10 protein-coding genes and 1 pseudogene are annotated in these 14,047 nt (G+C 62.1%); 4 read left to right on the forward strand and 7 right to left on the reverse strand.

All coding sequences use genetic code 11. The features are described 5' to 3' along the window. Positions 1–66: 66 nt before the first annotated feature. From B723_RS08790 to B723_RS08800, 3 genes are all read right to left on the reverse strand, one after another. Positions 67–1,503 (reverse strand): collagen-like triple helix repeat-containing protein, encoded by a 1,437-nt coding sequence (locus B723_RS08790; RefSeq protein WP_017336378.1) that lies wholly within the window; start codon positions 1,501–1,503, stop codon positions 67–69. Between the two features lie 386 nt (positions 1,504–1,889). Next, positions 1,890–2,744 (reverse strand): MaoC family dehydratase, encoded by an 855-nt coding sequence (locus B723_RS08795; protein ID WP_017336379.1) that lies wholly within the window; start codon positions 2,742–2,744, stop codon positions 1,890–1,892. 2 nt (positions 2,745–2,746) lie between these two features. Further along, complete coding sequence (locus B723_RS08800; RefSeq protein WP_017336380.1) at positions 2,747–4,099, reverse strand: 3-oxoacyl-ACP reductase; 1,353 nt, start codon at positions 4,097–4,099, stop codon at positions 2,747–2,749. Positions 4,100–4,263: 164 nt separating this feature from the next. Here B723_RS08800 and B723_RS08805 point away from each other — a divergent pair, with 164 nt between their 5' ends. Together B723_RS08805 and B723_RS08810 are read left to right on the forward strand one after the other, a co-directional pair. Continuing rightward, entirely contained in the window at positions 4,264–5,541 is a 1,278-nt protein-coding gene (locus B723_RS08805; RefSeq protein ID WP_017336381.1) for an acetyl-CoA C-acetyltransferase, read from the forward strand. A gap of 177 nt (positions 5,542–5,718) precedes the next feature. Further along, positions 5,719–6,510 (forward strand): AraC family transcriptional regulator, encoded by a 792-nt coding sequence (locus B723_RS08810; protein WP_017336382.1) that lies wholly within the window; start codon positions 5,719–5,721, stop codon positions 6,508–6,510. A 152-nt stretch (positions 6,511–6,662) separates the two neighbouring features. On the opposite strand, the gene B723_RS34080 is transcribed toward B723_RS08810, so the two are convergent. Together B723_RS34080 and B723_RS34085 are read right to left on the reverse strand one after the other, a co-directional pair. Next, positions 6,663–7,430 (reverse strand): methyl-accepting chemotaxis protein, encoded by a 768-nt coding sequence (locus tag B723_RS34080; RefSeq protein ID WP_425311819.1) that lies wholly within the window; start codon positions 7,428–7,430, stop codon positions 6,663–6,665. Between the two features lie 90 nt (positions 7,431–7,520). Further along, positions 7,521–8,609 (reverse strand): annotated as a pseudogene (locus B723_RS34085) (cache domain-containing protein); the annotation flags it as partial. A 446-nt stretch (positions 8,610–9,055) separates the two neighbouring features. On the opposite strand from B723_RS34085, the gene B723_RS08820 reads away from it, so the two are divergent. Continuing rightward, positions 9,056–9,949, forward strand: coding sequence for a PA4780 family RIO1-like protein kinase (locus tag B723_RS08820; protein ID WP_017336384.1), 894 nt, complete (start codon positions 9,056–9,058; stop codon positions 9,947–9,949). 68 nt (positions 9,950–10,017) lie between these two features. Next, complete coding sequence (locus B723_RS08825) at positions 10,018–11,235, forward strand: MFS transporter (RefSeq protein ID WP_017336385.1); 1,218 nt, start codon at positions 10,018–10,020, stop codon at positions 11,233–11,235. Here the strand turns inward: B723_RS08825 and cueR are convergent. After that, positions 11,189–11,602 carry a Cu(I)-responsive transcriptional regulator gene (cueR, locus tag B723_RS08830; protein WP_017336386.1) on the reverse strand — a complete coding sequence of 138 codons (414 nt, stop codon included), beginning with the start codon at positions 11,600–11,602 and terminating at the stop codon, positions 11,189–11,191. The genes B723_RS08825 and cueR overlap by 47 nt on opposite strands. After that, positions 11,599–13,992 (reverse strand): heavy metal translocating P-type ATPase, encoded by a 2,394-nt coding sequence (locus tag B723_RS08835; RefSeq protein WP_017336387.1) that lies wholly within the window; start codon positions 13,990–13,992, stop codon positions 11,599–11,601. The genes cueR and B723_RS08835 overlap by 4 nt, the downstream gene beginning before the upstream one ends. Between the last annotated feature and the right edge of the window lie 55 nt (positions 13,993–14,047).

Below are 14,047 nucleotides of genomic sequence, written 5' to 3' on the forward strand. Positions count from 1 at the left end.
GCGAATCTTCCGCCTCCAACCAAGCGTAGGCGCTGTAGTCAAGGCCGTCGAATCGGCCAGGTGCAATCAGCGATTGTTGCCGCCCAGGCCGCCGAGGAGTCCGCCAAGACCGCCGCCGGTGCCGCCGTTGACCAACCCGCCAACGCCGCTGACGGTATTGCCCAAGGAGGTGACAGTGTTACCCAGTGCCGCGGTGACCGCGTTGGTATTGCTGGCGACAATCGCGCCGCCGAGGTTGGCGACCGCGCCGCCGGCCTGGCCGGTCAGACCCGCGATCGGACTGCCGAGGCCGGTGGCGGCGCCGACATTTTGGGTGAGACCGGTGACGGCGCTGGTCACCGGGTTGAGCGCTGTGCCGATGTTGCTTCCGACGCTGGCCAGTGCAGCGGTCGGGCCGACATTGGCGACACCGCTGCCGCCCAGGCCGCCGCCTACAGTGGCGACCAGATTGCCGCCGGCAACAGCGTTTTTGCCCGCCGTACCGACCACCCCGTTACTGCCGCTCAGGCCCTGGCCGAGGTTGACCACCGCGCCACCAACGGTTTCCAGCAGGCCGTTGCCACCCAGACCACCGCCGCTGCCGGTGCCTGAATCTTTGCCGTTGGACACCAGGCCACCGGCCTTGCCGACCGTGGTGCCTGTGTTGCTCAGGGCGTTGCCGAGGGTGTCCGTCACTGGATTGCCATTGCCGGCATCGGCGACGTTGTCACCCACGCCATCGACGGTATCGCCGACTTTCTTGATCACACCTTTGAGCGGATCGCCCAGGCCGGTGGCGTCGCCTGCTTTGTCCGTGGTGTTCTCGACCAAGGCAATCACCGGCACCAGCTTGCTTCCGATCTCCTTGGTCACCGACCCCAACGGACCTGTGGTGGTTGCGGTGCTCAAGGTGTCGCCGAGCATGGTGACTCTTTCGCCGACGCCATCCAGCACTGGCGCGACTTTGGTGACCACGCCGCCCACCAGCGGGACGCTGCTGGTCGCGGTGGCGAGCTTGCCGCTGACATCGGAGACACCGTTGCCGACATCCTGCACCACGCCGCCCACCGAGGCGGCCGTGACGCCAAGACCATTCGGGTCGGTGGTCAGTTTGCCAATGCCGTTGCCCAAGCCGTCACCCAGTGTGGTGACTACATTGCCGGTGGTGTTGGCGACGCTTTGAACCACACCACCCACCACGGGAACTGAACTCAGGGAATTGCCGAGCTGCCCGACGCCATCGCCGAGGCCGCTGACTGTTGTGCCGACATCCTGTACCAGTGTGGTGGTCACCAGCGGCGAGGCAGTCGGCGTGGTTGTGCCGCCACCGCCTGTACCTCCTCCCGTGCCGCCGCCCGCTCCGCCACCGCTTGCGCCACCGGCGCCCGCCGTGTTCGTGCTGTCAGGGGACGAACTGTCGGAGCTGCTGTGATGACCGCCACCGCCGCTGCTGCAACCGGCGAGGCCGAGAGAGAGGATGAGCGTCAATGCCGTTGCCGATTTACACCATACGTGAGTGTTCATGAGTGAGATCCCTTGCACCTGTAACAACGTCGTTGTTGTCGATGGCTTGCCGTTTCTGTCGTCGGCAATGCCTTCGTCCGTTGTCCACATCACAATCGCAAAGGCTCTGAGGCACCATTCTCCAGTTGGTATTAACCTTTTAGATACGGACGCGCCGGTGCCGCCTAAGCACTAATACCTTGGGTGTGGTTTTTGCCGGTGGCGGGAGATAAATTTGTTTTAAATCAATGTGCAGTGTTGTTTGGCGGAGGCGTGGGGAGCGGCGAAAAAACTGAAGTGATATATACAATTAAACATGTTCAACGTCCGATCCGACTGTCTGCACACGGCCCGCAGGCGCTGGTTTACGAGCGACTGCAGTGTTTGTGTGAAGCTCAAGCCGGGTGTCAGGCCACCGGCCGCCAATGGCCGACCATATGTTCCAGATCGCCCACGCCTACCAGTCGAAAATCCCCACTCGAAGCCGCCGTGCTGGCGAGCAATGTCACTTCGCCGGGCAAGCGCACCGGCTTGCGAAACTGCACGGCGATCTCGACATTCGCTGTGGGCAAATGATCCGCCAGCGCTGCCAGCGTCCGTGCCTTGTTCCACAGTCCATGAGCGATGGCCGCAGGGAAACCGAACAGTCTGGCGCTCACCGCACTGAGGTGTATCGGGTTGTAATCCCCTGACACCCTGGCGTATTGCCGGCCGATGTCCGCAGGTGCTTTCCAGCGGGCGACTTCAGTCAGCATCATCGTCGAGGCCAGTACCTCCTCGACGGGCTCGCCTTCAAGTTTGACCCCGCGACACAGCATCCGGCTTTGCGCTTCCCACAACGGTCCCAGCTGATCATCGAGCGTGGTCAGCAGATCGAACGTCGCGCCCTTCGCATGGGGTTGCAGATTCTGCACCTGCACGCTGACCCGCACGCGATTCACGCCGCCCATGGGCCGCAAGACGCGAATGCGGTTGCTCAGGTGAATCAACCCCAGCAGCGGGAACGGGAAATCCTTGTCAGTCAGCAGTTGCATCTGCAACGCGAACGCCAGGATGTGGGGATACGTCGGCGGCAACAAACCGTTGTCGGCAAACCCGCAGACGTTGCGATAAGCCGCCAGACGTTTCGGATCGACATCGACCCAGCAACGCAAACCCGAATCGGGCAACGTGGAGCCGGTGATCTTGCGTCGCGTCGCGGCCTGCACATACAACCCGGGCAGGCTTGGTTCGCGGTTGAGCGTGTGCCAATCGGTAATCATCACTAAGCCCCCAAAACACTTTGTCCGCAGACGCGCAGCGCTTGCCCGGTGAACGCGCCGGTGCCCGGTTGCGCCAGCCACGCCACCGCTTCGGCGACGTCTTGCGGCAGGCCGCCCTGGCCCAGCGAACTCATGCGCCGGCCCGCTTCACGCAGGCCGAATGGAATGTGCGCAGTCATTTGCGTCTCGATGAACCCCGGCGCCACCGCGTTGATGCTGATGCCGCGTTCGTTGAGCAGCGGCGCCCAGGCTTGGGCCAGCCCAATCAACCCGGCCTTGCTCGCCGCGTAATTGGTTTGCCCGCGATTGCCGGCGATGCCGCTGATGGACGCCAGCAAAACCACCCGGCCGTTGTCGCGCAGGGTGCCACTGTCGAGCAAGGCCTTGGTCAACACCTGTGGGGCATTGAGGTTGACCGCGAGCACTGCATCCCAGAATTCCGGGGTCATGTTGGCCAGGGTTTTATCGCGGGTGATACCGGCGTTGTGCACCACAATGTCGACGCCGTCAGGCAGTTGCTCGATCAACTGTGTGCCGGCGTCTTCGGCGCAGATGTCCAGGGTAATGCTGCGCCCGCCGAGGCGTGCGGCGAGGGCGTCGAGATCGGTTTTTGCCGCGGGCACGTCGAGCAGGATCACGTCGGCGCCGTCACGGGCCAGGGTTTCGGCAATCGATGCACCTATGCCGCGTGCGGCGCCGGTGACGAGAGCCTTGCGCCCCGACAACGGACGCGTCCAGTCCGTCACCGGCGTGGTGCAGGGACTCAGGTGAATCACTTGTCCGGAGACGAACGCGCTTTTTGGCGAAAGGAAAAACCGCAGCGGGCCTTCCAGTTGATCCTCGGCACCTTCGCCGACGTGAATCAGTTGCAAGGTGCCGCCACTGCGCAGTTCCTTGGCCAGCGAACGACTGAAACCTTCCAGGGCACGCTGAGCGCTGGCAGCAAACGGATCGCTCAACGTCTGCGGTGCGCGCCCGAGAATGACCAGGTGCGCGGAGTCCTCGAGGTTTTTCAGCAGTGGCTGGAAGAACTCGCGCAGCTGTTTGAGCTGATCGGTATGCATCAGATGACTGGCGTCGAACACCACTGCCTTCAGCTTCGGGCCGTGACCGGGAATCCACGCGGTGGCGATCGAGGGTTCGCTGTCGTAGCTGTAAATCGCATCGGTCAGGCGGTTGGCGAAAGCGCTGACATTCTGCGCCAGCGGCCCGCCGCCGATCAGCAGCGCCCCTTCGACAGGGCGCAGTCGACCTGCCTGCCAGCGTTCCAGCCGAACCGGCGTCGGCAGACCCAGGGCGCCGACCAGACGGTGGCCGATGGATGAATTGGCGAAGTCGATATAGCGATCAGACATGGAACGCGCTCCAGTAGCTGGGGTTCAAAGTGTGGACCACGAATGGCAATCAGTCGTTCGATTCACGAGATAAGGCCTACGCTTGGACATTGCGGAGGTTTTCAGGAACACGCAGACCCTGTGGGAGTTGCAGTGTTTTTTAAATTGTTCATCAGGAGCTTTTCATGACTCAACTGCGCCGCGTCGCGATTATCGGCGGTAACCGGATTCCCTTCGCCCGCTCCAACGGGCCGTACGCTACCGCGAGTAACCAGGCGATGCTCACCGCCGCGCTCGAAGGCCTGATCGAGCGTTTCAACCTGCACGGTCTGCGCATGGGCGAAGTGGCTGCGGGCGCGGTGCTCAAGCATTCCCGGGACTTCAACCTGACCCGCGAATGCGTGCTCGGCTCACGGCTGTCACCGACCACCCCGGCCTATGACATTCAGCAAGCGTGTGGCACCGGTCTGGAAGCGGCGTTGCTGGTGGCCAATAAAATCGCCCTGGGCCAGATCGAGTGCGGTATTGCCGGCGGCGTCGATACCACGTCCGACGCGCCGATCGGCATCAACGAAGGTTTGCGCAAAATCCTCCTGCAGGCCAACCGCGCGAAAACCACCGCCGACAAACTGAAAACCTTTTTGCAACTGCGCCCCGGGCATCTCATTCCGGAATTTCCCCGCAACGGCGAGCCACGCACGGGCCTGTCGATGGGCGAGCACTGCGAGTTGATGGCGCAGACCTGGAACATTCCGCGCGCGGAGCAGGATCAACTGGCGCTGGAGAGTCACCAGAAAATGGCGGCGTCATATACCGAAGGCTGGCACAACGACCTGATGACGCCGTTCCTGGGCCTGACCCGCGATAACAACCTGCGCCCGGACCTGACCCTGGAAAAACTCGCTTCGCTCAAACCCGCCTTCGAGAAAAGCGCCAAAGGCACGCTGACCGCCGGCAATTCGACGCCGCTCACCGACGGCGCGTCGCTGGTACTGTTGGGCAGTGAAGAATGGGCGAAGGAGCGCGGCTTGCCGATCCTTGCGTATTTACGCGATGGCGAAGCGGCGGCGGTGGATTTCGTCAACGGCGCCGAAGGGCTGTTGATGGCGCCGGTCTACGCGGTGCCACGCCTCCTGGCGCGCAATGGCCTGACCTTGCAGGACTTCGATTACTACGAAATCCACGAAGCGTTCGCCGCGCAAGTGCTCTGCACCTTGAAGGCCTGGGAAGACCCCGAGTACTGCAAAACCCGCCTCGGCCTCGACGCGCCACTGGGCTCCATCGACCGCAGCCGGCTCAACGTCAAAGGCAGTTCACTGGCGGCAGGGCATCCGTTTGCGGCTACCGGCGGACGTATTGTGGCCAGCCTGGCCAAGCTGCTCGACGCTGCAGGCAAGGGGCGAGGGCTGATCTCGATTTGTGCGGCTGGCGGGCAGGGTGTCACCGCAATAGTTGAGCGTTGAATCAAGACCTGTGGGAGCAAGCCTGCTCGCGATGGCTGCGGCACATTCAACATTAATGTCGCCTGACAGTCCGCCATCGCGAGCAGGCTCGCCCCACAGGGGATCAGCGGTGTTGAATGCGGGAGTGGCTTGGCCTAACGTCGACTCTTTAGCAACCTTGCAACACAAGGCTCATCAATGCCGACTAACGGACAACTCTCCCTCGAACGGACAATTCCCGCACTGACCTTACTGCCGCGCCCCCTGTATGCGCGGGCGGAAAGCCTCAACGCCGGTTCGTGGACCTCGTCTCATCGCCATGACTGGGTGCAATTTTCCTACGCGATCAGCGGCGTTCTCGGCGTGCACACCGCCGAGGGCAGTTTCTTTGCGCCGCCGCAGTGGGGGATCTGGATTCCGGCGGATGTCGACCATCAGGTCGTGACCTCGATGCGCGCCGAGATGCGCAGTCTTTATGTGCGCCGAGAGGATTGCCCTTGGGCGGACGACCGCTGTCGGGTGTTGGAGGTGACGCCGCTGGCCCGGGAGTTGATCAAGAGTTTTTGCCTGCTGCCCGTGGAATATCCACAGGGCGACAGCCCGGAAGCACGGTTGGTGAGTGTGTTGCTGGACCAGTTGGCGAATCTGCCCGAAGTCGGTTTCTCGCTGCCGTTGCCGCGTCATGAGCGCTTGCTGGGGCTGTGCAATGAGCTGATCGAAAGTCCTGAGCGGACTGTGACCTTGCAGGAATGGGCGCAGCGACTGGGCACGTCGGAAAAAACCCTGATGCGCCTGTTTCAGCGTGAAACCGGGTTGAGTTTTCGCGGCTGGCGTCAGCGGATGCGACTGCTGTCGTCGTTGAATGTGCTGGAGGAGGGTGACAGCGTGACGAATGCCGCGTTGTCTTGTGGGTACGACTCGACGTCGGCGTTTATAGCGGCGTTCAAAGGGTTGTTCGGGTTTACCCCCGGGGAATTGTTTCGACAGTAATTGTGGCGAGGGGGCTTGCTCCCGCTGGAGCGCGAAGCGGTCCCAGATCAGTCCACGCGGTGTCTCAGGATGGTCCGCATTTTCCAATTTTCACGACTGCTTCGCAGCCGACGGGAGCAAGCTCCCTCGCCACAGTTATAAGCGATTTTGGATCAGGTTCTGAAACGACGAACCAACCCGTCCAGTTCATTCGACAATCCGGCCAGGCTCTGGGAATCCAGCCGCGCCGAGTTCGCCAGTTCCGCCACCAACTGCGCATCGCCATGAATCTGGCTGATGTGCCGGTTGATGTCTTCCGCCACCTGGTGCTGTTGTTCTGCTGCCGTGGCGATCTGGGTGTTCATGTCGCGGATCACGTCCACCGATTCACGAATCTGCCCGAAGCTGCTGCGCGCCTCGCCGATGCGGGTCACCGACTGCTGGGACACTTCCAGGCTCGCGTGCATCTGCTGAGTGACCTGGCTGGTGCGCTTGGCAAGGTTGCCGAGCAGGCCGTCGATCTCCGCCGTGGAATCGGCCGTGCGTTTGGCCAGCGCCCGCACTTCGTCCGCCACCACCGCAAAACCGCGACCTTGTTCACCGGCCCGTGCAGCCTCGATGGCAGCGTTCAGTGCCAGCAGGTTGGTCTGTTCGGCGATCGAACGAATGGTTCCGAGAATCGACTGAATGTCATTGCTGTCGCGTTCCAGCTGTTGCATCGACTGGGCCGATTGTTCGATTTCCTGGCTCAGTCGATCGACGCTGGTCACCGCCGCATCGATCTGCTGCTGACCTTCTCGCGCCTGGCGCTGGCCACTGTCGGCCGACTCGGCGGCCTGGCTGCAGGAGCGCGCGACTTCGTTGGCAGTGGCGACCATTTCATGGAACGCGGTGGAGACCATGTCCACGGCTTCACGCTGGCGCACGGCCGCTTCGGCCATGTCGCTGGAGACCTGGGTCGAGCTCTTGGAGGTGGCGAGGATTTTGGTCGCGGCGCCGCCGATGCTTTGGATCAGGTTGCGAATCGCCGCCAGGAACTGGTTGAACCAGTTGGCCAGTTGCGCGGTTTCGTCGCTGCCACGGACGTGCAGGTTTTTGGTCAGGTCGCCTTCACCCTGGGCGATGCCTTCCAGGCCATCGGCCACGCTGCGGATCGGACGCACGATGACGCTGGCGAAACTGGCTCCGACGATGGCGAAGACCACGGCCAGCACGGCGGCGATGATTGCGATCAACCAGGTCAGTTGGGTCGCGGTGCTCATCACGTCGCTCTGCTTGATCAGGCCGATGAAGGTCCAGCCCAGTTGCTCGGACGGCCAGACGTTGGCCATGTAGCGCTCGCCATTGAGTTCGACTTCGACCAGGCCTTTGCCGGCCTTGGCCAGTTGCGCATAACCCTCGCCGAGGCTGCCCAGGGCCTTGAAGTTGTTTTCCGGTTGTTTCGGATCGACCAGTACGGTGCCGGAGTTTTCCAGCAGCATCAGGTAGCCGGTTTCACCGAGCTTGATTTGCTTGACCAGTTCAGTGAGCTGCTTGAGTGACACGTCGATGCTGACCACGCCGCCGTTGGTGCCCAGCTTGTTATCGATGGTGCGTACGGTACTGACGTAGGACGTGTCATTTTCGGCCCAGTAATAGGCCTCGGTACGGAACGGCTTGCCCGGTTTGGCCTGGGCCGCCTTGTACCACGGACGCTGGCGCGGGTCGTAGTTCGCCAGCTTGGCATCGTCCGGCCACGACACGTAGCCGCCGGCTGCCGTGCCGAGGATGGCGTAGGCGTAGGACGGATGGGCGTTGCCCAGGTCCTGCAGGAAGCCGAAGATTTTTTTGTCCATCTCGCCCTGGGGAATGCTGGCGGCGTTGGCATTCATGTAGGTCTTGAGGCTGTCGTCGGAGTTCGTGATCAGCGGCTGCCTGGCCAGGTATTCGACGTTCTGGCTGATGCCGTCGAAGAACAGTTGCATGGCATTGCTGACCTGACGGATTTCGCGACCGCTGTTGTCGACGAATTCGTCCTTGGCATCACTGCGCAGGTTCAGCACAACGAGGGTGGCGACCAGCACCACGGGCAAGCAGGCGATGATTGCAAACGCCCACGTCAACTTCTGTTTGATGTTCATCCGCGCTCCAGATTTTCTTGTAGGCCCACGCAGTGCAGATGACTCGCGGAATTATTGGCAGCCGTAAACGTACTTTTCGAACCCCTATCCCTTGGGGGCACCATCGTTTTCTATCGGAACGATCGTCGGACAATTCACTTTGTTACAGATGACTTCGGCTGCGGAAGGAGGAAATTTAGGGCTGTTGGAAAAAATCCTGCGAAGGGTGGCGACCGGTATGTCGGATTCTGTCGCAAATCCCCTTGCATCCCTTCTCCAACAAGTGCTGCCGGCTCGGCTATGATCCTTGGCGGTCGATGAACCTCGGCGGGTTTGTCGGGTTTTTCCGGCACATTGTGTGCATCCGCAACGTTCATAGGTCGGCAACCCCTCCCCCGAACGAGTGGATTGCCGTATAACGAATGACTTTCGCGTGTTTGGTAATAAAGGACCCACAATAAAAGCTGATGAAGACTCCAAAACGCATTGAACCCCTGATCGAGGACGGTCTGGTCGACGAGGTGCTGCGCCCACTCATGAGTGGTAAAGAAGCAGCTGTTTATGTGGTGCGCTGCGGCAACGAGTTACGTTGCGCGAAGGTCTACAAGGAGGCGAATAAACGCAGTTTCCGTCAGGCGGCCGAGTACCAGGAAGGCCGCAAGGTGCGCAACAGCCGTCAGGCCCGTGCGATGGCCAAGGGCTCCAAGTTCGGCAAGAAAGAAACCGAAGACGCCTGGCAGAACGCCGAAGTGGCGGCGTTGTTCCGTCTGGCCGGCGCCGGTGTCCGGGTCCCTCAGCCTTACGACTTCCTTGAAGGCGTGCTGTTGATGGAGCTGGTGGCCGATGAGTACGGCGATGCCGCGCCGCGTCTGAACGACGTGGTGCTGGAGCCGGATCAGGCGCGCGAATACCACGCGTTCCTGATTTCGCAGATCGTGCTGATGTTGTGTACCGGCCTGGTGCACGGTGACCTGTCCGAGTTCAACGTACTGTTGACCCCGACCGGCCCGGTCATCATCGACTTGCCGCAAGCGGTGGACGCGGCGGGCAACAACCACGCGTTCAGCATGCTGGAGCGTGACGTGGGCAACATGGCGTCCTACTTCGGGCGGTTTGCCCCGGAGTTGAAAAAGACCAAATACGCCAAGGAAATGTGGGCGTTGTACGAAGCCGGCACCTTGCACCCGGCCAGTGTCTTGACCGGCGAGTTCGACGAGCCGGAAGAGTTGGCCGACGTCGGCGGGATCATGCGCGAAATCGAGGCGGCACGCCTGGATGAAGAACGCAAGCAAGCGGTCCGCGCGGCAGATGACGCGCCACCGAGCAAAACCGAAGAACCGCCTCCGCCCTGGATGCAGTGATCGGTTGACGAAAAACCCGGCTTCGGCCGGGTTTTTTGTCAAACGCTAAACCCTTTGCAGGATTGAATGTGGACACCTCCACCCGCAACGCCCAGTTGATCATCGCCGCCCGTCTGGTCTCGGACTTCGGCGCGTTCCTCAACATGGTCGCCCTGGCCACCTACGTCTACCTGCTCAGCAACAGCGCCATGAGCGTTGGCATCTTCCTCGCCAGTCGCGTGGGTGGAGGGATTTTTGCCAGCCTCATCGGCACCCGCTTCTATCGCCGCTGGGCCGGGCGTCTGCCGCTGATTGTCTTCGATGTGCTGCGCGCCGGATTGCTGGGGCTGCTGCTGGTCTTGCCGGTTACCCAGCAAGCGCTGCTGCTGCCGGTCATTGCCTTCGGGCTTGGCTTGGGCAACTCAATGTTTGCCATCGGCCTCAACAGTCAGCTGCCGCACTTGATCGAGGGCGATCAACTGCTCAAGACCAACGCCTGGATCACCTCGGCGTCATCGGCAGCCATGGTCGGCGGAAGTCTGGTGGCCGGGGTGTTGGTGGCAGCGTTTGGCTTTGAGGTGGTCTTCGCACTGAACGTAGTCACTTACCTGTTGGCCGCGTTGTTCATCCTGCCGCTGCGGTTTTCCGGACCGTCTCCCAGCGCCGGGCCCGATCACGAACGAGGCGAATGGTCAGCCCTGCGCCAGGGGCTGCGCGCTACGCCGGTGGTGGCGGCGATGCTCGCGGTCGCGATGGCCGATACCTTGGGCAGCGCCGCACACAACGTGGGTTTGCCGATCATTTCAAAACTGCTGACACCCGAATCCGCCAGCACCACGCTGGGCCTGATGCTGGCGGTATGGGCTTGCGGAAAACTCATCGGCGCACGGATCGCCAGCCGCCTCAAAGGCTCGGATAACGTGAACCTGGAAAGACGGTTTTTTTTCGGTGTGCTGCTGATGTCCTGCGGCTTCATCCTGATGTTCCAGCAACAGACCCTCTACGGCTTGCTGCTGTTCTCACTGCCGGCAGGGTTGGGCGACGGTTTCTCTGAAGTCGGCCTGATGTCGCGCCTGCAACGAGAACCGGACAGCCTGCGCCTGCCGATTTTCAGCTTTCTGACGTTGTTGCAGATGACCGGGTTCGGTGTCGGCATGCTGATCGCTGCACCGTTTTATGCGTGGTGGACGCCCGGCGCGGTGGTGCTGTTGTTCCACGGCATTCCCCTCACCGCCTTGCTGCTGGTGAAGGTGCTCGCGATCAGGAGCGAGCGGGTACGGCGCAGCAACCCGACTCAAGATTTTTGAGGATCGGGCAGTCCGGACGGTGATCGCCATGGCAGTGCTCGACCAGGTCCTGCAAGGTATCGCGCAACTGACCGAGTTCGAGGATTTTCTGGTTGAGCTCGTCGATGTGCTGACGAGCCAGGGCCTTCACGTCAGCACTGGCGCGCTGACGGTCCTGCCAGAGGGTCAGCAGTTTACCGACCTCTTCCAGTGAAAACCCCAGGTCCCGCGAACGCTTGATAAACGCCAGCGTGTGTAAGTCGTCATCGCCGTACACCCGGTAACCGCTGTCGGTGCGATGGGCCGCCTTGAGCAGACCGATGGACTCGTAATAACGAATCATCTTCGCGCTCAGGCCACTTTGGCGGGCTGCTTGGCCGATGTTCATCGGTTGTCCTCCAGATCCTTCGGTTTCCAGGTCTTCAACAGTAGCGCATTGCTCACCACGCTGACGCTCGACAACGCCATCGCCGCGCCGGCCAGCACCGGGTTGAGGAAACCGAACGCGGCCAGCGGAATGCCGATCAGGTTATAGACGAAGGCCCAGAACAGATTCTGACGAATCTTCGCGTAGGTCTTGCGGCTGATTTCCAGCGCGGCCGGCACCAGTCGCGGGTCGCCACGCATCAGGGTGATGCCGGCCGCGTGCATGGCGACGTCGGTGCCGCCACCCATGGCGATGCCGATGTCGGCGGCGGCCAGGGCCGGGGCGTCGTTGATACCGTCGCCGACCATCGCCACCACGCCGTTTTTCTTCAGTTCGGCGACGGTGGCGGCTTTGTCGGCCGGCAGCACCTCGGCGTGGACATCCTGGATGCCGAGCGCTTCGGCGACCACTTTGGCGCTGCCGCGATTGTCGCCGGTCAGCAGGTGACTGCTGATGTGCCGGGCGCTGAGTTGTTGCACCGCTTGCAGCGCGCCGGGTTTTAGGGTGTCACCGAAGGCGAACAGGCCCAGGACGGTTGGTTGCGGACTTTGCTCGATCAGCCAGGACAGGGTCCGGCCTTCGGTTTCCCACGCGGTTGCAGAGTCGGCCAAAGGACCGGCGCTTAATCCGCTCTCTTCCAGCAAGCGTCGATTGCCCAGCGCCAAACGGCGACCATCGAGGTTGCCGGCAATGCCCCTTCCGGTCAGGGATTGGCTGTCGCTGACATCGGCCACGGTCAATCCGCGTTCGACGCAAGCGTCCAGAACCGCTTTAGCCAAGGGGTGTTCACTGCCGCGTTGCAGCGCACCGGCCCATTTCAGCAAGGTCGCTTCGTCACCGTCGACGGCACTTAAATGGGCGATGCGTGGCGCACCCGAGGTCAGCGTGCCAGTCTTGTCGAAGACTACGGCGCTGACTTCATGGGCTCGCTCCAGTGCCTCGGCGTCCTTGATCAGAATGCCGTAGCGCGCGGCCACGCCGGTGCCGGCCATGATCGCGGTTGGCGTGGCCAGACCGAGCGCACAAGGGCAGGCGATCACCAATACCGCGACGGCATTGATCAGCGCCGTTTCGATGGGCGCGCCGTACAGCCACCATCCCATCAGTGTCGCCAGTGCAATCAGCAGGACCGTTGGCACAAATACCTGGCTGACTTTGTCCACCAGTTTCTGAATCGGCGCTTTTGCGGCTTGCGCGTCTTCCACCAGACGGATGATTCGCGCCAACACGGTTTCCGCGCCCAAGGCCTGGGTACGAACCAGCAACCGGCCTTCACCATTGATGGCGCCGCCGGTGACCTTGTCGCCAGGTTGTTTCGGCACGGGCAGGCTCTCGCCGCTGATCAATGCTTCGTCGGCGTGGCTCTGGCCTTCGACCACTTCGCCGTCCACGGGGAATCGTTCCCCGGGCTTGACCAGCACCAGATCATTCAGGCGCAAAGCGCTGATGGCGACGTCCTGTTCGCGGCCGTCGATCACTTGAATGGCCCGCTCCGGACGCAATGCCTCAAGGGCGCGGATGGCGCTGGCGGTCTGGCGTTTGGCGCGGCTTTCGAGGTATTTGCCCAACAGGACCAAGGCGATCACGACGGCCGAGGCTTCGAAATAAAGATGGGGCATGCGCCCGGCGGCGGTGGCCCATTCGTAGAGGCTCAAGCCATAACCGGCGCTGGTGCCGAGGGCGACCAGCAGGTCCATGTTGCCGGCCCCGGCGCGCACTGCTTTCCATGCTGCTACATAAAAGCGGGCACCGAAGATGAATTGCACCGGCGTGGCCAGCGCGAACTGCACCCACGCCGGGAGCATCCAGTGCACACCGAACGGTTGCAGCAGCATCGGCAACACCAGCGGCAAGGCGAGGGCAATCGCCATGATCAAGACCCAGCGCTCATGGTGCAGGCGCTGTTGTTGAGTGTCGGTTGTCGGGTGTTCGACCTCCCAGACGCTGGCGTTGTAGCCAGCCTTGGTCACGGCCGCGATCAAGCTTTGCGGATCGACCTGGCCGAGCAGTTCGAGGTGGGCGCGTTCGTTGGCCAGGTTGACGCTGACACTTTTTACCCCCGGCACCTTGGCCAGCGCCCGTTCGACCCGACCGACGCACGACGCGCAGGTCATGCCGTCGATACTCAATTCCAGACTCTGCTGCGGCACGCTGTAACCGGCTTGCTGCACAGCGTCCATCAACGCCGGCAGACTGTCGCTGGGTGCTTGAACGCGGGCCTGCTCGGTGGCCAGGTTGACGCTGACGGCAGAGGCGCCGATGACTTTGCTCAAGGCACGCTCGACACGCCCGGCGCAACTGGCACAGGTCATGCCGGCAATCGGCAGATCGAATGTGGTGGTTTCGGACATATCGGTCGCGCTCCCTGTAGAAGATGTCTACAGGATCAACCTTGCCATGCTGGCA

Origin of the sequence: Pseudomonas fluorescens NCIMB 11764 (genome assembly GCF_000293885.2) — a bacterium.
Lineage (GTDB): Bacteria > Pseudomonadota > Gammaproteobacteria > Pseudomonadales > Pseudomonadaceae > Aquipseudomonas > Aquipseudomonas fluorescens_B.